This window comes from Streptomyces sp. NEAU-YJ-81 (genome assembly GCF_017592595.1).
Lineage (GTDB): Bacteria > Actinomycetota > Actinomycetes > Streptomycetales > Streptomycetaceae > Streptomyces > Streptomyces hygroscopicus_B.
In genome coordinates this window covers 31,308-51,857 of the sequence record NZ_JAGFNO010000021.1, presented here as the reverse complement: position 1 = coordinate 51,857, position 20,550 = coordinate 31,308, and the positions used below count along the sequence as shown (strand labels likewise).

Sequence of the window (20,550 nt, the reverse complement as noted above, 5' to 3'; positions counted from 1 at the left end):
CGGTGGTGCACGAGTACGGGCCCGCGGCGGCACACGGGAGCGCGGCCGCCGGTCCGGCCGACCGCGTCGTGCGGCTGACGGCCGAGGTCGGCGCCGCAGACTCCGACGCCCTGCTCCGCACCCTCCTGGCCGCCGACCCGCCATGGCACATCCGCGCGGTGACGACCATCGGCGACACCCAGGAGCCCGCTGAAGGGCCTCAGGAGCCAACCGGAAGGGCTCAGGAGCCCACCGATGGGCCTCGGGAGGCCCACGAAGAACCTCACGAGCCCACCGCGGGCCCGAAGGAGAAGGCATGACCGCGCTGCTGCGCTATCAGGCGGCCCTGCTGGCCCGCTCGCACCGCTGGCTGCCGCCGCTGCTGCTCTACGGCGCGTTCCTGGGGATCGGGGTGCAGTCCGGGCAGCCGATCCTCGACTCGCTCGGCTACGCCGCCGCCGCGCTGCTGCCCATCGCCGCCTGGCTGGTGCGGGTGTGCGTCACCCAGGAGCCCGCCGCGGCGCGCGACTGCGCCTCGGCGGCGGTCGGGCCGGCCCGGGTGCATCTCGCCGCTGTGCTGACCGCGCTGGGCGCGGCGCTGCTGCTCGGCGCCCCCGGGACGCTGCTCGTCGCGGCGGTCAGCGATCCGCACAGCGCGGACCACCAGCACGAGGTCCCCGTGCCGGAGGCGACCGTCGCCGGGCTGCTCGCCGCGGTCGCGTGCGCTCTGCTCGGCACGGCCGTCGGCGCGCTGTGCAACCGGCCGCTGCTGCGCAGCCCCGGCTGGGCGATCCCGGTCACCATGCTCGCCGCGCTGCTGGTGTCGGTGGCCGGTGCCTCGCCCGCGAACGCCGCCGTATCGGGGCTGGTCGACGGCTCGCACAGCGGCACCGTGGCGATGCCTCTGCTGCCCCTGGCCCTGACCGCCGCGGCCGCCGCCGGGGCGACCGCGCTGGCCTGTGCGCTCAGCTCCCGCCGGTCGTAGGGTTCGGGACATGGACGAGCGAGGAGCCATGGACGACCGCCGGGCCGTGAACGATCGACGAGTCGTGGACGACCGACTGGTCCATGACGACCGTAAGGACCTTCCCGAGGGCCCGCCGTACGCGGACTGCGTGCTCTGCGGCGAGCCCACCGAGCACCCCGCCTCGCGCCCCGGAGCGACGCTGTGCCCCGTCTGCGAGTGGCAGGAGGCCCAGCGCACCGCCTGCTCTGGCTAGGAGGTGTCCGGCGGATCCTGCCGCCGGTGGCTTGCTGCTCCCCGCCCCGCCCCTTCCCCAACCGGGGCTCTGCCCCAGACCCCGGAGTCCAGGGGCGGAGCCCCTGGTATCGGGAAGGGGCGGGGAGGGGAAAGACCCGCCGGACACCCCGTAGGCCCTGCCCGACGAAGCCGCCGGACAGGGCCCAGCCCAGCGCCGCGGAACGGCGCTAGTGGCGCCAGGGCCCGGTCACGGCGAACGTCGTGCCGGGGGTGTAGCAGTTCACGTACATCGTGCGGCGGTCCGGCGCGAAGGTGACGCCCGCGAACTCACCCCACTCGGGCTCCTCCGGTGTGCCGATGTTCTGTGCACCCCGGGCCATCGGATAGACCTCGCCGCGCCGGGTCAGCCCGAAGACGTGCTGGGCGCCGTTGCCGTCCTCGCAGACCATCAGGCCGCCGCTGGGCGCGAGCGTGATGTTGTCGGGGGACTCCCCGGGCAGTTGGACATCCGTTTCGGGGCCGAAGACGATCACCAGCGTGAGGCGCCGCCGGTCGGGGTCGTAGCGCCAGATCTGGCCGAAGTGATCGGCCGCCGAGCCGTCCGCGCTCTTGGCAAAGCTGGAGACGAAGTAGACGGACGAGCCGCCCCAGTAGCACCCCTCCAGCTTCTGGGCGTGGGTGATGCCGCCGGGGCCGAAGTCCTGGAAGCGGATGGGGGTTTGGCGGGCGAGCGGGTCGGGGACGTCCACCCACTCGACGCGGTCGAAGGTGGTGCCGGGCTCCTGGATGGTGGACAGATCGGGCACCCCCGGCACCCGCAGCGCCTGCAGCTCCCCGCCCGCCCGTAGCGAGCCGATGCCGCCGAGCGGCTTCTTTGGCCGGAAGCGGTAGAAGAGCCCGAAGGGCTTCTCGAAGGCGTCCTCGGTCTCGTAGACGACGCCGCTGCGCGGATCGACCGCGATGGCCTCGTGCTGGAAGCGGCCCATGGCGGTGAGCGGGACGGCGCCGGTGCGGCGCGGATCGTAGGGGTCGACCTCGAAGATGAAGCCGTGGTCCTTGGTGTAGCCGTTGGTACCGGCGCGGTCCTCGGTCTCCTCGCAGGTCAGCCAGGTGTGCCACGGGGTGGGGCCGCCCGCGCAGTTGACCGCGGTGCCCGCGATGGCCACTCGCTCGGAGAGCACACGGTTGCCGGAGTCGAGCTCCAGGGCGGTGCAGCCGCCCAGGCCCATCGGGTCGTAGGTGAGGCCGCTGACCGCGGGGACGCGGATCGCGGCGTCATTCCGGTTCTCATGGTTGCGGACCAGATGCGTACGGCCGTGGTGGCCGCCGGTGCGGCCCGGGAAGGCGGCCATGCCGTCGCAGTGGCTGGGGACCTTGCCCTCGCCGGAGCGGAGCTCGTCGCCCTCACGCGAGAGCACCTGGTAGCGGAATCCCTCGGGCAGGTCGAGCAGTTCATCGGGGTCGGGGACCAGGGGGCCGTAGCCGCCCCGGCCGAGTGGCGGGGAATCCGGTTCGACGGCCGCGGCCGTTCCGGCGAAGAGTTCGGAGACGCTGCCGGTGAAGGCGATCGAGGCGATGGAGGCCCCCAGCGCACCGGTGCGGCCGAGAAGTTGACGTCGTGTCGCTGACATGCGGTAACTCCCTGCTGGCGGACAGAGAATATGACCGCACGTGTGTATCACGGGTGCGGGTGCGCGGGAACCATCCGATCAACGTCCATACGACGCGTCGGCCAGCCCCTTCGCGTCCCGGGCGAGGGCCGTGAGCCGGGATATCGCCCGGAAGTACTTCTTCCGGTAGCCGCCGTTCAGCATCTCCTCGCTGAAGAGCTGGTCGAACGGCACCCCGGAGGCCAGCACCGGCACCTCGCGGTCGTAGAGCCGGTCGGCCAGCACCACCAGCCGCAGCGCGGTCGACTGGTCGGGTATCGGGCCGACCCCGGTCAGGCAGACGGCCTGGACGCCGTCGCACATCGCGCCGTAGCGGCTCGGATGCACCCGGGACAGATGGTCCAGCAGGGCGGGGAAGTCGTCCAGGGAGGCGCCGGGTATGTGGCGCGCGGCCCGGGTGACCGTCTCGTCGGAGTGCGGGGCCGGGGCCGCGGGCAGACCGCGGTGGCGGTAGTCCTCGCCGTCGATGCGCAGCGCACGGAAGTGGGCGGACAGCCCCTGTATCTCGCGCAGGAAGTCGGCCGCGGCGAACCGGCCCTCGCCCAGCTTGCCGGGCAGCGTGTTGGACGTCGCGGCGAGCGCGACGCCCGCCTCGACCAGCTTGCCCAGCAGCGTGGAGACCAGCACGGTGTCGCCCGGGTCGTCCAGCTCGAACTCGTCGATGCACAGCAGCCGGTGGCCGCTCAGGGTCTTCACGGTCTGCTGGAAGCCGAGCGCGCCGACCAGGTTGGTCAGCTCCACGAAGGTGCCGAACGCCTTCAGCTCGGGGGCGGCCGGGGTGGCGTGCCACAGGGAGGCCAGCAGATGGGTCTTGCCGACGCCGTAGCCGCCGTCGAGGTACATCCCGCGCGGGCCGCCGCTCGCCGCGGGCTTGGTCTCCCGGCGGAACCAGTGCCTGCGGCGGCCGCCCTTCGCGCCCGCCCCGCCGTCGAGCCGTCCGGCGAAGGCTCGCAGCGCCTCGACCGCCTCGGCCTGGCTGGGCTGGCCGGGGTCGGTGATGTAGTTGTCGAAGCTCACGGTGGCGAAGCGGGGAGGCGGCACCATCTCGGCGACCAGGCGCTCCGCGGGAACCTGCGGCGCACGGGCGGTGAGAGCGGCGGGGGCAGCGGGGGCTTCGGCGGCTATGCGGCCTGCCGAGCCCGATGCGGTGGTTGGTGCAGACACGGATATCCAGGGTAGTCGCTCTTCACCCGACCACTGTCCGAGAGGGAGGCATGTCACACTGCGGCCTATGCGACGCCTGTTCCCCGTGCCTCCCCGAACGTCTGCCGACAGCTCCGCCGAAACGACCGCCGGAGAGCGCGCAGCCGAAGACCGCGCGGCCGGAGAGCGCGCAGCCGAAGACCGTGAATGGGGCCTCGACGAACTGGCCGACGCCTACGCGTATCCGGAGCCGCCGCACGGCCCCTCGGGCGCCTTCCTGCGGGCCAACATGGTGTCCTCGCTGGACGGGGCGGCGCATCACGACGGCCGGTCCAAGCCCCTGTCCTCCGACGCCGATATGCGGATCTTCGGGGTGCTGCGCGGGCTCGCCGACGCCGTGGTGGTGGGCGCGGAGACCGTGCGCCTCGAGGGCTACCGCCCGGCACGCGCCCGTAAGGCGTTCGCCGAGCGGCGGGCGGCGCTCGGGCAGGCGCCCGCGCCCGCGATCGCCGTCGTGAGTGCGAGCCTGGACCTGGATTTCTCGATGCCGCTGTTCACCGAGCCGCTGGTCCCGACGATCGTGATCACGGGCGCGGCGGCCGCGGCGGAGCGGATCGAGCGGGCCCGTGCCGCGGGGGCCGAGGTGGTCTTCGCCGGGGCGGGGCCGTCCGGACGGGTCGACGCGGCGGCGGTCGTGACCGCGCTCGCGGAGCTCGGCCACACCCGGCTGCTGACCGAGGGCGGCCCCACGCTGCTGGCGCAGTTCGCGGCGGCCGGGGTGCTGGACGAGCTGTGTCTGGCGGTGGCCCCCCTGGTCACCGCGGGCGACGCGAAGCGGATCGTGGATGGAGCCGAACTGGGGGAACCGGAACAGTTCACTCTCGATTCCGTCCTGGAGGAAGCCGGGTTTCTTTTCACCCGCTACCGTCGGATTTACCAATAACTTATAAAAACGTCTGTAAACCCGCGAAAAGGATCGCGAAGGAGAAGGGCATCCGCCGTGTTCACGAGCGTATTGATGATTGAGAAGCCCCTGACCCCCGCCGACGTGGAATTCGTCACCACCTTGCACGGCGATGACCCGGTCTCCTTCGTCGTCTTGATGCAGCCCCGGGGCAGCAAGGACCGGCTGCTGCGCGCGATCGACGACATCGCCCTCGGCGAGCTGGAGCAGGCCACTCAGGAGGGGGAGGAGCCGGAGGGCAGGGAGGCCCTGGAGCCCGCCGAGCAGGCGCTGACCCATTCGGTGGCGGCGCTCGAGGCGGCCGGGAGCCGGGCCCGGGGCCATGTCGTCCAGCGCCGTCCGCTGGAGGTGCTGCGCGGTGTCGTGGAGGAGACGCGGGCCGATGAGGTGATCGTGCTCACCGCCCCGCACTTCGTGGAGGAGTTCTTCCACCGGGACTGGGCCTCGCGGGCGCGCCACAAGGTGGGGGTCCCGGTGCTGAAGCTCTTCTCGCACGCGGTGGACGAGGACCAGACCACGGCCGGCGGCTGAGCCGCGGCACGGGTCCCCGCGGCCATCGGCGGGGCGGGCCGCCGGGGGTGCGAGAATCGGGCCGACAGCACACACCGAGAACCAGGGGAGACCCGTACATGGCACCGGCCGGCACCGCCTCCGACGCGCTGGATCGACCGCACTTCATCGGCATCGGCGGCGCCGGGATGTCGGGCGTGGCGAAGGTCCTCGCCATGCGCGGCGCACGGGTCTCGGGCAGCGACACCAAGGACTCGCCGATCGTCGGGGCGCTGCGCGAGCTCGGCGCGACGGTGCACATCGGCCACGCCGCCGGGAACATCGACGCCGACGCCACCAGCGTCGTCGTCTCCAGCGCCATCCGCGCCGACAACCTCGAAATGGTCACGGCGCACGAGCGCGGCATCCCGGTGGTGCACCGCTCCGACGCGCTCGCCGCGCTGATGGACGGATCGCGGCCGATCGCGGTCGCGGGCACCCACGGCAAGACGACCACGACCTCGATGCTGGCCGTCTCGCTGCGCACCCTGGGCCTGGACCCGTCGTACGTCATCGGCGGCGATCTGGACGCCCCCGGCTCCAGCGCCCGCCACGGCGACGGCGAGATCTTCGTCGCCGAGGCCGACGAGAGCGACCGCAGCTTCCACAAGTACGCGCCCGAGGTGGCGATCATCCTCAATGTGGAGCTCGACCACCACGCCAACTACGCCTCGATGGACGAGATCTACGCGTCGTTCGAGACCTTCGTCGGCCGGATCCGGCCCGGCGGGGCGCTGGTGATCTCCGCCGACCAGTCCGGCGCCCGTGAGCTGACCGCCCGGGTCACCGGGGGCGAGGCACCGCGCGTGCTCACCTACGGCGAGGACGAGAGCGCGGACGTACGGGTCCTGGCCATCGAGCCGCACGGGCTGACCAGCGAGGTCACCGTCCGGCTCGCGGAATCCCTGGGCGGCGCGGAGATCACCTTCACCGTCTCCGTCCCCGGCCGCCACTACGCGCTCAACGCCGTCGCCGCCCTCACCGCGGGCGCCGCCCTCGGCGTCCCGGCCCGCGAGCTGGCCCCCGCCCTCGCCTCGTACACGGGCGTCAAGCGGCGGCTGCAGCTCAAGGGCACCGCGGCCGGGGTGCAGGTGATCGACTCCTATGCCCACCACCCCACCGAGATCGCCGCGGATCTCGAGGCGATCCGCGGCGGCGCCGGGGAGGGCCGGGTGCTGGTGGTCTTCCAGCCGCATCTGTTCAGCCGCACCCAGGAGCTGGGCACCGAGATGGGCGAGGCGCTCGCGCTCGCCGACGCCTCCGTGGTCCTCGACATCTACCCCGCCCGCGAGGACCCGGTCCCCGGCATCACCAGCGCCCTGGTCATCGACGCCGCGGCCCGCCATGGGGCGGATGTGACCGCCGAACACGACCGGAACGCGGTGCCCGAGCTGATCGCCGGAATGGCCAAGCCCGGTGACCTTGTTCTCACCATGGGCGCGGGCGATGTGACCGATCTCGGTCCGGAGATTCTCGCCCGTCTGCAGAGCCCGGAGAACTGAGGAGGTCCGTCCCCATGGCGTACGAGATCGACAAGCCGGAGGAGCAGTGGCGCGCCGAGCTGACGCCGCAGGAGTACCACGTACTGCGGGAAGCCGGTACCGAGCGTGCCTTCACCGGTGAGTACACCGATTCCAAGACGGTCGGCGTCTACTCCTGCCGGGCGTGCGGGGCCGAGCTCTTCCGCTCGGAGACGAAGTTCGAGAGCCACTGCGGCTGGCCGTCGTTCTACGACCCGGCGGATAGCTCGGCCGTCGAGCTGCTGGAGGACCGCTCGCACGGCATGGCCCGCACCGAGGTGCGGTGCACCCGCTGCGGTTCGCACCTCGGCCATGTCTTCGCGGGTGAGGGCTACCCCACCCCGACCGACCAGCGCTACTGCATCAACTCCATCTCGCTGCGGCTGACCCCCGAGGAGGGCTGAGCCTCAGGGCCGCGGCCCGAGCCGCAGCACGGCGGCGGTCTCGGGCGGCAGCCTCAGCATGCCGTCCGGGCCCGGGAGCTCGATCCGCCGCCAGGCGGCGACCACCTCGGTGACCTCGCCGGTCCGGGGCCCCAGCCAGGTCTCGACCGGCCGGTCGCCCGGGTTGAGCAGGACCCGCAGCGGGCCGCGCTGAAAGCTGAAGCAGCCGTCCGAACCGGTGGACAGACCCGTATACGCCCAGGTGGGGTCGGTCAGGGCCGGTTCGGCGCGGCGCAGCGCGATCAGCCGGCGGTACCAGTCGAGCAGTGCCCGGTGCGGCTCCCGCTCCGCCTCCCGCCAGTCGAGGCAGGACCGCAGCCGGGTGGCCGGGTCCTGGGGGTCGGGGATGTCCCCCTCCGCCCAGCCGTGGGCGGCGAATTCCCGGCGGCGGCCGGACCGCACCGCCTCGGCCAGCTCCGGATCCTGGTGGTCGGTGAAGTACTGCCAGGGCGTACGGGCGCCCCACTCCTCGCCCATGAAGAGCATGGGGGTGAAGGGCGCGCACAGCACCACGGCCGCCGCGCAGGCCAGCAGCCCGGGGGAGAGCCTCGCGGCGAGCCGGTCGCCGACCGCCCGGTTGCCGACCTGGTCATGCGTCTGGGCATAGCCGAGCAGCCGGTGCGCCGGGGTGGTGTGGGGGGTCAGCGGAGTGCCGTGGCGGCGGCCCCGGAACGTCGAATGGGTGCCGTCGTGGAAGAAGCCGCCCATCAGCGTCTTGACCAGCGCCCCGGGCCCCTCGGCTGCGAAGTCGGCGTAGTAGCCCTGCCGCTCACCGGTGAGAAAGGTGTGCAGGGCGTGATGGAAGTCGTCGTTCCACTGCGCGTGCAGCCCGTGGCCGCCCGCCTCGCGCGGGGTGGTGGTGCGCGGATCGTTGAGATCCGACTCGCCGATCAGGAACAGCGGGCGGCCGGTGCGGGCGGCCAGCGCGTCCACGGCGGCCGACAGCTCGGTCAGGAAGTGCCGGGCCCGGTTGTCGCGCAGCGCGTGCACCGCGTCCAGCCGCAGCCCGTCGAGGCGGAAGTCGCGCAGCCAGGCGAGCGCGCTGCCGGTGAAGTACGCGCGCACCTCGTCGGAGCCGGGCGCGTCGAGGTTGACCGCCGCCCCCCAGGGGGTGTGGTGGGTTTCGGTGAAGTACGGGCCGAAGGCCGGGAGGTGATTGCCGGAGGGGCCCAGATGGTTGTGGACCACGTCGAGGACCACGCCGAGGCCGTGCCCGTGCGCGGCGTCCACGAACCGCGCCAGCCCCTCCGGCCCGCCGTACGGCTCGTGCACCGCCCAGGGCGCCACGCCGTCGTACCCCCAGCCATGGGTCCCGGGGAACGGGCAGACGGGCATCAGCTCCACATGCGTGATGCCCAACTCGGCCAGGTGCGGCAGCCGTTCGGCCGCCGCCTCGAAGGTGCCCTCATGGGTGAAGGTGCCGATGTGCAGCTCGTAGAGGACCGCGCCCGGCAGCGGGCGCCCGAACCACTCCCGCTCCCAGCGGAAACGGGAGTGGTCGACCACCGCGCTCAGCCCCTCGGGGCCGTCCGGCTGGCGGCGGGAGCGCGGATCGGGGAGCGGCGGGTCGTCGTCCAGCGCGAAGCCGTACCGCGTCCCGTGCCCGGCCTCGGCCTCGGCCCGCCACCACCCCTCGCGGCCCGGGTCGGGCTCCATGGGGCGGTCGTGCCCGTCCACATGGAGCCCGACCCGCCCGGCGTGCGGCGCCCACACCTCGAACAGCACTGGCGTCTCCTCACCTCGACCGACGGTCCCCGACCATGCTGCGGGATGCGGCGCCGGCGGCGCAGCAGGGCGGCACCGGTCAGATGAGGTCGATGCGCTCCTGTGTGACGGGATAGCCCGCCCTGGCGAAGTGCGCGGCCATGGGGAGGTTGGGCTGGTCCGTCGCCGCCGCGATCTTGGTGGCGCCCTGTTCCACCAGATCGTGGGTGCACTCCACGAGCAGGTCGTACGCGTAGCCGTGGCCGCGCTGCTCGGCGACGACCCCTATGTAGCCCACGCAGGGGCCGCCCGGATTGCGCGCGGGCACCTGGATGCCGACCAGCTCGCCCTCGGGCGTCCAGGCCAGCCGCCACCACTCGCGCGGTGACGGGAACCAGGACAGGATGTCCATGAGCTCCCGCACCGCGGCATCGACACCTCCCCGGGCGATGGCGCGCCGGTCGTGCGCGTCGAGCGTGTCCGGCATGATGCGGCGCAGCGCGTCCTCGATCGCCGCGTCATCGGGCTCCGGCCGGAACTCCAGCCGCCCCGGGCGCTCGGGCAGTCCGCACTCCGGCGTCCACTCATAGCGGTAGCGCTCGACCAGCGGCTTGAGCCCGCCCGCCACGGCGGCGTCGATACGGGCCTGCCCGGCGGCCCGCACCTCGGGCTGATCCCGCCAGCCGGGCGGGGCCAGCAGGCTGTACTCGGTGCGCAGCGGTGCGGTGCGCAGCAGTTCGGCGGCGGCGTCGGCCTCGCCGTCGGCGAAGTCGAACCAGTCCAGGGCGATGGGCGCGGTGTCCTCGGGCCCGGCCCACCATGCGGCGCGGGCCACGACCCGCTCCTCGCGCAGCGCCACCCAGGTCCACTCGGGGCGGTATTCGCCGCCCTGGCCGATGGTGGCGTAGGTGTGGCCGAGGCAGCCCCGGCCGACGAGCGCGGGGACCCGCAGGGTGTGGAACAGATGGGCGTCGTCCTCGGTGAGGGGACGGATGACCAGATCGGTCATGGGGTTCCTTCCAGGAAAGTGATGCGCTCCCGGTCGGATGCCTGATCGATGGGGATCAGACGCGAATACGCCCGGCGGACAGGGGGCGGGAGCGCGGAAACGTCGTGATGTCCATTGCTCTCGCCTCCTTCCTCGTTTCAGGGCGTGCCCGCACTCTATGGCCGCCGATGCCGCTGTGTCCACGCCATTTTCCCAGGGGGCCGGTCTGCCGCCCGCGAGGGGGAAGGGGGCGGCAGACCGGCATGGGATGAGGTGCACCTGACAGATATATGAGCGGGTCGGAGCACCTGCGTGGCCTGGTGTGAGAGGCAGACTAGTGCACCATGCAGATCGGCGCGGCCGCCGTGTCCGGGGAGCCGCCGCCGGCCGTATAGCCGAAGGTCGTCGACGCCCCGGCGGCCAGTGAACCGTTCCAGTCGGCGTTGGTGACCGATGCCGATGAACCGGTGGCGGACAGCTTGCCGTTCCAGACGCTGTCGATCCGCTGCCCGGACGGCACCGTCCAGTCGACCATCCACGAGGAGATGGGCGTGGCACCGGAGTTGGTGACCGTCACCTCGGCCTGATAGCCGCCGTTCCAGGTGCCGGTCACCTTCTGGGCGGCGGAGCAGGAGGCCGTCGGCGGGTTGCCCGGCGGGTCCGTGGGGTCGCTGCCCCCGCCGCTGCTGCCGGGGACCGTCACCTCGCCGTTGCCGCCGTCGAAGACCACGTCGGAGCAGCTGTAGAAGGTCTCCTGGCTGTCCGAGCGCGTCCACACGGTGTAGATGACGTGGCGCCCGCTCTTGCCGGAGGGCAGATTGGCCGTCCAGGTGTACTTGCCGTCGACCGTGCCGACCTGACCGGACAGCGGCGGGTCCGTCACCGTGTTGAACGGCTGGTCCTCCAGGTCGTTCCAGGTGAGCGGCTTGGTCGGGTCGATCGGGGCCTTGGTGACATAGCTGCGGAACGACCCCGGGTGCGCGGCCCAGGCGTTGTACGAGAACTGCATCGACTTGCCGGCCGTCAGATGGGTCACCGGCCAGTCCTTGCTGCCCACGTCGAAGCCGGAGAAGTCATAGACGGTGGCCGCGCCGCTGCACAGCTTGCCGTCCGGGATGAACCCCTTGGTGCGGCCCGCGCCGTCCGAGCGCAGCACCGCGAACCAGTTGTAGAAGGGCGTCGCACCGCTCTTGTCGTACGCGGCCTTGCATGCCGGGTTGGTCGGCTTGACCTCACCGGTCGAGGACAGGCTGTACTTCCAGCAGAGATAGGTGCGGCTGCCCGGCGCCATCGGCGCGCCGTGCGCGGAAGCGCCGCCCGAGGAGAAGAAGACGAGGCCCAGGGCGGGCAGGACCGAGAGCAGGACCAGAAGTACGGACCTGCGCGCACGGGAGGGGCCCGGTGGGCGTGCGGAAGTGGCGAGAGCCAGTAATCGTCGAGGCATTGCGCGTGTTTCCCTTCGACGTGAACGGGTCAGGAACCGTCGGTGTGGGAGCGCTCCCAATTGCTTGGTGAACGTAGCGCGCCCCCGCCCACCTGTAAATGCTTCAGGACATGAACGCGGCGGGTTTCTGGCAGGCCGTCAGGGAGAGCAGCGGCCCGCTCCGGCGCGGCGGCCCCCGCGCCCCGGAGCGGCGGCGTCTCGGCGCGGCGGCCCGGGGACTGCCCGTCAGCTCCGGACCAGCAGCGCCACCGGAAGCCCGGACAGCAGCTCATCCAGCGCTTCGGACCCCTCGGCCGTCCGCCCGCTCAGCAGATCCCGCCAGCGGCCCGGTGGCAGTGGCAGCCGGGTGGCGCCCCAGCCGCCCGGCTCCGCCAGCCGCCGCGACAGCCGGGTGACGACGGTGACCGCCCCGCCCCCGCCCTCGTTCCCGGCGTCGGCGCCCGCCCGTACGAAGGCCACGCAGTGCGCCGCCGAAGGCCCCTCGGCGGTCAGCGGCGCATAGCCGCTCCCCGGGCCGAACCACTCCGGACGCTCCCGTCGCAGCCGCAGCGCGGCCCTGGTCAGCAACAGCTTCTCGGCGGAGAGACCCCGCGCCTCCGGCTCGCCGCCCAGCGCGGGCGGGCGGCGGTTGTCCGGGTCGACCAGGGCCGTATAGAGGTGTTCGGTGCCCATATAGAGGTCCGGGACGCCCGGCATGGTGAGCTGGAGCAGGGCGGCGCCGAGCGCGTTGGCCCGCGCCGGTCCGTCGAGTTCGGCCCGGATCGCGGCCCACACCGACGGGTCGGCCGCGCACGGCCCGGCCTCCAGGAAGGCGGTCACCTCCTCCTCGTACGCCGCGTTCTGCTCCGTCCAGGTCGTCCGCAGCCCCGCCTCGCGCACCCCCTTGAGTACGGCGGGCACCAGCCGTCCGGCGTCCCCGTGGCCCAGCGCGAGCGCGGTCTGCCACGCCGTCCAGGCGAGCTGCGGATCGGGAGCGGGGACCGAGCGGGTCAGCTCCGCCGCCATCCGCCCCCACCAGCCCGGGCATTCGGTGAGCGCCGCGAGCCGGGCCCGGGCGTCCGCGCTGCGCTTGGTGTCATGCGTGGACAGCACCGTGCCGGTGGCCGGCCAGTCCCGCAGCAGCCGGGCGGCGAAGGCGTGGAACTCCTCGGGGGTCACGGCCGGCCGCCCCGGATCGCCGCCCACCTCGGCGGCCGACAGCAGCGGGGTGTAGCGGTAGAAGGCGGTGTCCTCCACCGACTTGGCGCGCAGCGCGGCCGCCGTCTGGGCGAAGCGGGCGCAGAAGTCGCGCTGGTCCGGGCCGTCCCCGAGCCTGCCCAGCGCCGCGTCCCGTACGACCCGCACCACCCGGGCCTCCTGCTCCACCGTGAATGCCTCCCGGGCCTCCGCCGCCGCCGAGCGCAGCATCACCGCGTCGGCGTCCGTCGCGGGCGGGCCGCCCACCGAGGCGTACGGACGGTAGACGGGCAGCCGCACCAGCACCTCGCGGATCGCCGTGCGCAGCGCCCAGGGCGCGTGGTCGCGCAGCCGGGGGTCGGCCGCGCAGATCCGCGAGGCGGTGCGCGTCAGCCGCTCCACCTCGGCGGCGAGTTCGTGGGTGACCACCTCACGGGCGGCCCGGCGGACCGTCGCGGGCCAGTCGCCGCCGAGGTCGGCCGGGGGAGCGGCGAAGGCGCGGTAGAGGGCGGTCAGCTTCGCCAGCCCGTCCGGGTCGACGAAGAGCCCGTCGATGTGGTGCAGCGCGTCATAGCCGGTGGTCCCGGCGACCGGCCAGGTGGTGGGCAGCCGCTCGTCCCGGGCGAGGATCTTCTCGACGACGGTCCAGCGGCCGCCCCCGCCTTCCGGCGCTGTCCACCGGCCGATGTCACCTTCTGACGCGGTCCAACGCCCGCCGCCCCCTGGCGCGATCCGCCGCCCGCCGCCGCCTTCTGGCGTGACCCCCCGGCCTTCCTCGCCCTCTGACGCGGCCCGCTGCGCGCTCCCGCCCCCGCGCTCCCCGTCTCCCGTCGCCGCCCGCACCGCCCGGTCCAGCCGCCGCAGATAGCCCTCCGGATCGGCGAGCCCGTCCGGATGGTCGATCCGCAGCCCGTCCACGACCCCGTCCCGCATCAGCTCCAGCAGCGTGGCATGGGTGGCGTCGAAGACCTCCGGATCCTCCACCCGCACCGCGATCAGCTCGGAGATGGTGAAGAAGCGCCGGTAGTTGAGCTCGGTGCGGGCCAGCCGCCACCAGCCGAGCCGGTACCACTGGGCGTCCAGCAGCTCGGCCAGCGGCAGCCCCTCGGTGCCGGGCCGCAGGGGAAAGGCGTGGTCGTAGTAGCGCAGCACCCCGTCCTCGATCCGCAGCCGCTCCCACTCCTCGCCGAGCGGACCGCCGAGCACCGGCAGCAGCACCTTGCCGCCCTGGGCCTGCCAGTCGATGTCGAACCACCGCGCGTACGCCGACTCCGGCCCGTCCCGCAGCACCTCCCACAGCGGGGCGTTGAGCCGTTCGGGGGCGGGGGCGGCCATATGGTTCGGGACGATGTCGACGATCAGCCCGAGGCCGTGCGCCCGCGCCGTACGGGCGAGTGCGCGCAGCCCCTCCTCGCCGCCCAGGTCGGCCCGGACGGTGGAGTGGTCCACCACGTCATAGCCGTGGGTGGAGCCGGGCACCGCCTCCAGTACGGGGGACAGATGCAGATGGGAGACGCCGAGCGAGGCCAGATATGGCACCGCTCGCTCCGCCGCCGCGAACGGGAAGGCGGGCTGGAGCTGGAGGCGATAGGTGGCGGTGGGTGTGCCTGGGTCAGCCGTCATATGAACCTACGTACCCACCCGGCGCGCCCCATGAGAGGTCCGCGCACCCGAACGGACGCGACCCGCGCCCCCTGACGATGCCCGGAGCTAGGCCGGCCGCTGCAGCACCATCAGGCTGCGGTCCACCAGGGTCAGCACATCGCCCGCCGCCACCTTCTTCCCACTGCCCGGCTCCACGCCCTCCGGCACCGCCGTGTCCACGATGACCTGCCACTGCTTGCCGTGATCGATGGGCACGACGAAGTCCAGCGGCTCATGGTGCGCGTTGAACAGCAGCAGAAACGAGTCATCGGTGATCCGCTCACCGCGCACCCCCGGTTCGGAGATCGCGCTGCCGTTGAGGAAGACCGCGAGGGACTTGGCATGTGCCGCCTGCCAGTCGCGCGGGATCATCTCCTCGCCCTCGTGGGTGAACCAGGCGATGTCCGACAGCTCGTCATGGGTGCCCTCCACCGGCCGTCCGTGGAAGAAGCGGCGGCGCCGGAAGACCGGATGGTCGCGGCGCAGCCACACCAGCGAGCGGGTGAAGCGCAGCAGCTCCAGCGCCGAGCGGTCCTCCCACTCGCCGTCCTGGCCCTTGACGTGATCCGGCCACCGCACCCAGGACACCTCGTTGTCCTGGCAGTACGCGTTGTTGTTGCCGCCCTGGGTGCGCCCGAACTCGTCGCCGTGGCTGAGCATCGGCACGCCCTGGGAGAGCATCAGGGTCGCGACGAAGTTGCGCATCTGGCGCTCGCGCAGCGTCCGCACCGCCGGATCGTCGGTTTCGCCCTCGACCCCGCAGTTCCAGGACCGGTTGTAGCTCTCGCCGTCCTGGTTGGACTCGCCGTTGGCCTCGTTGTGCTTCTCGTCGTAGCTCACCAGATCGCGCAGGGTGAAGCCGTCATGGCAGGTGACGAAGTTGACCGAGGCCAGCGGGCGCCGCCCGTCGCCCTGGTAGAGGTCGGAGGAGCCGGTCAGCCGGGAGGCGAATTCGGCCAGCGTCCTCGGCTCACCGCGCCACAGGTCCCGCACGGTGTCCCGGAACTTGCCGTTCCATTCGGTCCACAGGGGCGGGAAGTTGCCGACCTGATAGCCGCCCTCGCCGACGTCCCAGGGCTCGGCGATCAGCTTCACCTGGCTCACCACCGGATCCTGCTGGACCAGGTCGAAGAACGAGGACAGCCGGTCCACCTCGTGGAACTGCCGGGCCAGCGTCGCCGCCAGGTCGAAGCGGAAGCCGTCCACATGCATCTCGGTGACCCAGTAGCGCAGCGAGTCCATGATCAGCTGCAGTACGTGCGGGGAGCGCATCAGCAGGGAGTTCCCGGTGCCGGTGGTGTCCATGTAGTACCGGCGGTCCTCGGTCAGCCGGTAGTACGAGGCGTTGTCCAGGCCCCGGAAGGAGAGCGTGGGGCCCAGGTGGTTGCCCTCGGCCGTGTGGTTGTAGACCACGTCCAGGATGACCTCGATGCCCGCCTGGTGCAGCGCCCGGACGGCCGATTTGAACTCCAGCACCTGCTGGCCCCGGTCGCCCCAGGAGGCGTAGGCGTTGTGCGGGGCGAAGAAGCCGATGGTGTTGTAGCCCCAGTAGTTGGCAAGGCCCGTGTCGGCCAGCCGGTGGTCGTGGACGAACTGGTGCACGGGCATCAGTTCCAGCGTGGTGACGCCCAGCTCCGTCAGATGTTCGATGATCGCCGGATGGGCGAGCGCCGCGTACGTCCCGCGCAGCTCCTCCGGCAGCCGGGGATGGCGCATGGTCAGCCCCTTGACATGCGCCTCGTAGATGACCGTGCGGTGGTAGTCGGTGCGCGGCGGGCGGTCGTCGCCCCAGTCGAAGTACGGATTGACCACGACGGACGCCATGGTGTGCGGGGCGGAGTCGAGGTCATTGCGCTTGTCGGGCCGACCGAAGTGGTAGCCGTAGACCTCCTCGCCCCAGCCGATCCGCCCGCTGATCGCCTTGGCGTACGGATCCAGCAGCAGCTTGGCGGAATTGCAGCGGTGGCCGGATTCCGGCTCGTACGGGCCGTGGGCCCGGAAGCCGTAGCGCTGCCCCGGCATGATCCCCGGCAGATAGGCGTGGCGCACGAACGCGTCGGACTCCCGCAGCTCGACCGCCGTCTCCGAACCGTCGTCGTGCAGGAGACACAGCTCTATGCGGACGGCGGCCTCGGAGAACACCGCGAAGTTGGTTCCGGCGCCGTCGTACGTGGCGCCAAGGGGGTAAGCCTGCCCCGGCCAGACCTGCATACGTCGACTCTTCCACTTCTTCTCCGGGGGCCGCGAGCACCCCAGGCACCGGACGGAACCTGACCGACCCTGCATCCTTGCCCAACTGGCCGGACCCATCCGCTCTTTCAACAGAACTTCCTCAAAAGGGAGGCAACCTACGGCCATATCGGTTCGTCCTACCGGGTGACCTCCGCGTACGCGTATCCCGCTATGCGGTCCGATGTGATGACAGGGGGGATTGGGGGAGGATGTGCGCAAGATGATGCACCGCCACCTGGGCAAGGTGGTGGCCGGCGCGGCCGTGGCGGCCACCGCCACGGCGGTCCTGGTCGGGGTGACGCTCCCGGGGAGCGCGTCCGGCAAAGAGGGCTCGGGTGGGGGACCCCAGGGCTCGGCGGCGGAGCAGGGCCAGGCGGCCCGGCAGCTCCCCGGTGTGGTGGAGGACGCGCCCGAGCAGGGCCGTACCGGCACCGGCCGCGATCCACTGACCGACGATGAGATGAAGCGCGCCCAGACCCTCACGGGCGGCGGCGGCTTCCGGCTGAGCAGCGAGGACGTCAAGGGCGCCAAGGGCCCCGAGCGGCTGTCCACCGACCTCGCGGAGCTCGGCCCCGACGAGGTGGGGGCCGCCGACGCGCCGCGCCGCGCCGACGTCACGTACTACGACTACAAGGACGACACCTACGTCACCAAGACGGTCGACCTCGGCAGTGGCGAGGTGACCAGCACCGACACCCAGCACGGGGTCCAGCCGCCGCCCAACCGCGACGAGGTGATGGAGGCCGCGCGGCTGCTGATGGCCGACAAGCTGGGCGAGGGGCTGAAGAAGGACTTCAAGGACGCCACGGGCAAGGCGCTGACCCGCCCGGACCAGCTCACCGTCACCGGCTTCGTCTACCGCGCGGGCGAGGGCAACCCCGGTCCGGCCTCGGTCGGGGACTGCGGCGCGCACCGCTGCGTGCGGCTGTTCACCCGGGTGGTGAACGGCCCGTGGATCGACACCCGGCAGATGGTGATCGACCTGAGCGCCCGCAAGGTCGCCACGCTGAGCTGAGCCCCTTTTTTCGTGGCTCGGTTCGCCTCCGGGGCGCCTCAGTCGCTGTCGACGGTCGACCGTGCTCGGTCGCTCGTTCCTCGCTCCCCGCGCGCGACTCCCTTTCGACAGCGACGCGCCCCTTCGGCTCTCCCCCAGCTACCGCTGGGAGGTGCCCCCAGCCGGAAGACCCAAGCACCCCTACGCCTCACCTTCATCACAGGAGTCTCCCCATGCCTGAAAGCAGGCTCCGCCGCGCCCGTGCCCGGGTCGCGGCGGCCATCGGCGCCTCGGCGCTGCTCGGCACCGTGGCGGTCGCCGCCGGGCCGGTCGGCACCGCCCAGGCGGCCCCGCAGAGCCCGGCCGCGGCGGATTGCAGCACCCCGTACAGAATCGAGCAGAAGCTGGACGGCGGCACCACCTGGCGGATGTGCTGGCACTACGAGAGCAAGGCCGGGCTGGTGCTCGACAACGTCTCGTACCAGCCCAAGGGCGAAAGCGCCCCGATCAAGGTGCTGACCTCGGCCAAGCTGGGCCAGATCCATGTGCCGTACGACGACGGCAGCAATGAGTACGACGACCTCACCGGGCAGGACTTCGCCCAGGGGCTGCAGCAGCTCGACCCGGCCGAATGCCCCGGCGGCACCATCAAGACCGTGCGGGTGCCCGACGCCTGGGACCCCGAGCACCCGAATGTGAAGGGCTTGTGCGCCACCACCCGGGCCCGCGGCCACGCCTACCGCATGGGCACGGGGGGCTTCGGAGGCGGCGAGAACAAGGTCTACCAACTGCAGGGCAAGGACCTGCTGGTCTACACCGTCAACCAGGTCGGCTGGTACGAGTACATCACCGAGTGGCGGTTCGCCGGTGACGGCACCATGACCATGCAGGTCGGCGCCACCGGCACGCTCTCCCCGATGGACTACGACGCGGGCGACGGCCGCGGCTGGCCCATCGGCAAGGGCGCCAAGGACTACGCCACCAGCCATGCCCACAACGTCTTCTGGCGGCTGAACTTCGGGCTCGACGGCTCGCCCAAGAGCAAGGTCGAGCAGTACGACTCGAAGACCACCGCGACCTCGGGGCAGATCCCGAAGACCAAGACCACCCGCACCAAGGTCACCAAGGAGCTGGCGGGCGACGCGGCGCCGGCGCGGTGGTGGCGCGTGGTCAGCGCGGCGGGCAAGAACAAGGACGGTCATCCGCGCAGCTACGAGATCGTTCCCGGCCACACCACGAAGTACCAGGGTCGTAGTTTCACCAAACACGACGTCTACTTCACCGAGTACAACAAGTGTGAGCAGTTCGCCAGCAACAATCTGCGCAACTGCGGCGCCGGGGCGGGCAAGAGCGTCGACAAGTGGGTCAACGGTCAGACCCTCAAACACCCGATCGCATGGGTCAACATCGGGTTCCATCACATCGCCCGGGATGAGGATCAGGAGCCCATGCCGCTGCACTGGCAGGGCTTCCAGCTCTCCCCGCGCGATGTCACCGCTATGAATCCCCTCACGCCTCCTGCACTGTCCGGACACAACGGTCATACAGAAGAGGAACGTTGACCCGATAGGCAGGACCTGAGTGTCGCACCGCCCCCTCCAGCGCAGTAGTCTGCGGTGATCGTTGGATGGGGGCGGAAGGCGGTGCACAGGTGAGCTCGGGCGGGCTGGAGCTGCCCCCCGGTGACGGAGGTCCCGGGGGTGACGGCTCCACCGACGCACCTCCCGGCGCAGTGTCCCTGGTGCGGCCGATGGAGATCGGAGCGGAACTGGACTGGGGCGCCGACGCCTGGAGCGAGGTGCGCACACGCGCACGCCGGGCCGGGCGGGCCTATATCTGGCTCAACCTCGTGGAACAGCGGCTGCGCGCGGTCGTCAACGCCGTACTGCGGCCCATCTACGAACCGGTCCACGGCGAGGACTGGGTCATCGCCGCCGCCGGCCCCGCCGGGCAGGAGTGGGTGCAGCGGGCGGTCGCGGTCCGGGAGGTGAGCCGGCGCAAGGGCTATCTGCTCGACCCCGCCGACGACAATGTCGTCAGCTTTCTGACCCTGCCGCAACTGCGGGAGCTCCTCGTCCAGCACTGGCCGTGCTTCGAGCCGTACCTCGACGACCGCCGCGAGGTGGAGCTGGCCCTGGACGAGCTGGAGGTCGCCCGCAATGTGGTCTCCCGCAACCGCGCCCTGTCCGTGACGGTCCTCGCCCAGGCCGAGCGCGCCTCCGCCCGGCTGCTGGAGATCCTCGGCAGCGGCACCGGCTCCCCCTCCGCCGACCGGCTGCCCATCGACGCCGTCGAGGACCTCGTCGGCGACCGCTACGCCGATGTGGTGGGCGTCCATCCCGACCGGGTGCGGCTGCAGCGCCAGCTCCCCGCCGAGGACCTCTTCGGCAACGCCCGCCGCCTCGACGCCGTCGGCATCGGGCTCAACCTCCTGGTCCAGAACTACTCGGGCCGCCGGCTGGTCCGGCTGGCCGAATCCGGCTGCCGGGCCCGGCTGCTCTTCCTCAACCCGGCGAGCAGCGCGGTACGGCGCCGGGAGCGCGAACTCGGCCTGAAGAAGGGCGAGATGAGCCGCTCGGTGGAGATGAACATCCTCCATATGCGGCGGGTGCGCGCCCGGCTGCGGGACCCGGACGCGTTCGAGATCCATGTCTTCGACGAGACCCCCCGCTTCACCGCCTACCTGGTCAACGGCGACGGCGCGGACGGCCTCGCGGTCGTCCAGCCGTATCTGCGCAAGGCCCGGGGCATGGAGGCCCCGGTCCTGGTGCTGCGCGGCGGCGGGCGGGGCAGCGACGTCGTCCGCGAGGGCGGGGGCCAAGAGGGCGAGGGCGGGCTCTTCGGCACCTACCGCGAGGAGTTCGAAAGCGTCTGGGCGGACTCCCGGCCGGTGTCCTGA

The 20,550-nt window shown here is 72.1% G+C and carries 16 protein-coding genes; 9 read left to right on the top strand and 7 right to left on the bottom strand.

Annotation, left to right across the window (positions count from 1 at the left end; genetic code table 11):
- Positions 1 to 295 precede the first annotated feature (295 nt).
- Both J5X86_RS33465 and J5X86_RS33460 read left to right on the top strand, forming a co-directional pair.
- Positions 296 to 964: an ABC transporter gene (locus tag J5X86_RS33465; RefSeq protein WP_208520449.1), complete on the top strand. Its 669-nt coding sequence runs from the start codon at positions 296 to 298 to the stop codon at positions 962 to 964.
- A gap of 10 nt (positions 965 to 974) precedes the next feature.
- Complete coding sequence (locus tag J5X86_RS33460; RefSeq protein ID WP_208520563.1) at positions 975 to 1,199, top strand: hypothetical protein; 225 nt, start codon at positions 975 to 977, stop codon at positions 1,197 to 1,199.
- 208 nt (positions 1,200 to 1,407) lie between these two features.
- On the opposite strand, the gene J5X86_RS33455 is transcribed toward J5X86_RS33460, so the two are convergent.
- Positions 1,408 to 2,811 carry a PhoX family protein gene (locus J5X86_RS33455; protein ID WP_208520448.1) on the bottom strand — a complete coding sequence of 468 codons (1,404 nt, stop codon included), beginning with the start codon at positions 2,809 to 2,811 and terminating at the stop codon, positions 1,408 to 1,410.
- Positions 2,812 to 2,889: 78 nt separating this feature from the next.
- Positions 2,890 to 4,014 carry a cell division protein ZapE gene (zapE, locus tag J5X86_RS33450; RefSeq protein ID WP_308124796.1) on the bottom strand — a complete coding sequence of 375 codons (1,125 nt, stop codon included), beginning with the start codon at positions 4,012 to 4,014 and terminating at the stop codon, positions 2,890 to 2,892.
- 67 nt (positions 4,015 to 4,081) lie between these two features.
- Here zapE and J5X86_RS33445 point away from each other — a divergent pair, with 67 nt between their 5' ends.
- The 4 genes from J5X86_RS33445 (at position 4,082) to msrB (ending at position 7,430) form a co-directional block, all read left to right on the top strand.
- Entirely contained in the window at positions 4,082 to 4,936 is an 855-nt protein-coding gene (locus J5X86_RS33445) for a pyrimidine reductase family protein (protein WP_208520447.1), read from the top strand.
- Positions 4,937 to 5,011: 75 nt separating this feature from the next.
- Entirely contained in the window at positions 5,012 to 5,488 is a 477-nt protein-coding gene (locus J5X86_RS33440; protein WP_078644448.1) for an indole-3-glycerol phosphate synthase, read from the top strand.
- Between the two features lie 98 nt (positions 5,489 to 5,586).
- Complete coding sequence (murC, locus tag J5X86_RS33435) at positions 5,587 to 7,008, top strand: UDP-N-acetylmuramate--L-alanine ligase (protein WP_208520446.1); 1,422 nt, start codon at positions 5,587 to 5,589, stop codon at positions 7,006 to 7,008.
- Between the two features lie 14 nt (positions 7,009 to 7,022).
- On the top strand, positions 7,023 to 7,430 hold the full coding sequence (gene msrB / locus J5X86_RS33430) for a peptide-methionine (R)-S-oxide reductase MsrB (RefSeq protein ID WP_078644451.1): 408 nt from the start codon (positions 7,023 to 7,025) through the stop codon (positions 7,428 to 7,430).
- Positions 7,431 to 7,433: 3 nt separating this feature from the next.
- Here the strand turns inward: msrB and treZ are convergent, their stop codons facing one another.
- The 5 genes from treZ to glgX form a co-directional block, all read right to left on the bottom strand.
- Positions 7,434 to 9,194, bottom strand: a complete 1,761-nt coding sequence (gene treZ, locus J5X86_RS33425) for a malto-oligosyltrehalose trehalohydrolase (protein WP_208520445.1) — start codon at positions 9,192 to 9,194, stop codon at positions 7,434 to 7,436.
- A gap of 79 nt (positions 9,195 to 9,273) precedes the next feature.
- Complete coding sequence (locus J5X86_RS33420; protein WP_208520444.1) at positions 9,274 to 10,182, bottom strand: GNAT family N-acetyltransferase; 909 nt, start codon at positions 10,180 to 10,182, stop codon at positions 9,274 to 9,276.
- 313 nt (positions 10,183 to 10,495) lie between these two features.
- Positions 10,496 to 11,605: a lytic polysaccharide monooxygenase gene (locus tag J5X86_RS33415; RefSeq protein ID WP_208520443.1), complete on the bottom strand. Its 1,110-nt coding sequence runs from the start codon at positions 11,603 to 11,605 to the stop codon at positions 10,496 to 10,498.
- Positions 11,606 to 11,830: 225 nt separating this feature from the next.
- The gene (gene treY, locus J5X86_RS33410; RefSeq protein ID WP_208520442.1) at positions 11,831 to 14,404 is read right to left on the bottom strand and encodes a malto-oligosyltrehalose synthase; all 2,574 of its coding nucleotides are present in this window, start codon (positions 14,402 to 14,404) and stop codon (positions 11,831 to 11,833) included.
- Between the two features lie 87 nt (positions 14,405 to 14,491).
- Positions 14,492 to 16,636: a glycogen debranching protein GlgX gene (gene glgX / locus J5X86_RS33405; protein ID WP_208520441.1), complete on the bottom strand. Its 2,145-nt coding sequence runs from the start codon at positions 16,634 to 16,636 to the stop codon at positions 14,492 to 14,494.
- Positions 16,637 to 16,877: 241 nt separating this feature from the next.
- Between glgX and J5X86_RS33400 the strand changes: the two genes are divergently transcribed.
- From J5X86_RS33400 to J5X86_RS33390, 3 genes are all read left to right on the top strand, one after another.
- Entirely contained in the window at positions 16,878 to 17,672 is a 795-nt protein-coding gene (locus J5X86_RS33400; RefSeq protein ID WP_208520440.1) for a Tat pathway signal sequence domain protein, read from the top strand.
- A gap of 212 nt (positions 17,673 to 17,884) precedes the next feature.
- A complete protein-coding gene (locus J5X86_RS33395; RefSeq protein WP_208520439.1) occupies positions 17,885 to 19,213 on the top strand; it encodes a copper amine oxidase in 1,329 nt (442 codons plus the stop codon).
- Between the two features lie 89 nt (positions 19,214 to 19,302).
- Positions 19,303 to 20,550, top strand: coding sequence for an SAV2148 family HEPN domain-containing protein (locus tag J5X86_RS33390; protein ID WP_208520438.1), 1,248 nt, complete (start codon positions 19,303 to 19,305; stop codon positions 20,548 to 20,550).

What these genes read in the sequence shown, in the direction of transcription:
- J5X86_RS33465 (WP_208520449.1), top strand. Translation starts at nt 296, where the DNA reads ATGACCGCGCTGCTGCGCTATCAGGCGGCCCTGCTGGCCCGCTCGCAC.
- J5X86_RS33460 (WP_208520563.1), top strand. Translation starts at nt 975, where the DNA reads ATGGACGAGCGAGGAGCCATGGACGACCGCCGGGCCGTGAACGATCGA.
- J5X86_RS33455 (WP_208520448.1), bottom strand. Translation starts at nt 2,811, where the DNA reads ATGTCAGCGACACGACGTCAACTTCTCGGCCGCACCGGTGCGCTGGGG.
- J5X86_RS33445 (WP_208520447.1), top strand. Translation starts at nt 4,082, where the DNA reads ATGCGACGCCTGTTCCCCGTGCCTCCCCGAACGTCTGCCGACAGCTCC.
- J5X86_RS33440 (WP_078644448.1), top strand. Translation starts at nt 5,012, where the DNA reads ATGATTGAGAAGCCCCTGACCCCCGCCGACGTGGAATTCGTCACCACC.
- murC (WP_208520446.1), top strand. Translation starts at nt 5,587, where the DNA reads ATGGCACCGGCCGGCACCGCCTCCGACGCGCTGGATCGACCGCACTTC.
- msrB (WP_078644451.1), top strand. Translation starts at nt 7,023, where the DNA reads ATGGCGTACGAGATCGACAAGCCGGAGGAGCAGTGGCGCGCCGAGCTG.
- J5X86_RS33420 (WP_208520444.1), bottom strand. Translation starts at nt 10,182, where the DNA reads ATGACCGATCTGGTCATCCGTCCCCTCACCGAGGACGACGCCCATCTG.
- J5X86_RS33415 (WP_208520443.1), bottom strand. Translation starts at nt 11,605, where the DNA reads ATGCCTCGACGATTACTGGCTCTCGCCACTTCCGCACGCCCACCGGGC.
- treY (WP_208520442.1), bottom strand. Translation starts at nt 14,404, where the DNA reads ATGACGGCTGACCCAGGCACACCCACCGCCACCTATCGCCTCCAGCTC.
- glgX (WP_208520441.1), bottom strand. Translation starts at nt 16,636, where the DNA reads ATGCAGGTCTGGCCGGGGCAGGCTTACCCCCTTGGCGCCACGTACGAC.
- J5X86_RS33400 (WP_208520440.1), top strand. Translation starts at nt 16,878, where the DNA reads ATGATGCACCGCCACCTGGGCAAGGTGGTGGCCGGCGCGGCCGTGGCG.
- J5X86_RS33395 (WP_208520439.1), top strand. Translation starts at nt 17,885, where the DNA reads ATGCCTGAAAGCAGGCTCCGCCGCGCCCGTGCCCGGGTCGCGGCGGCC.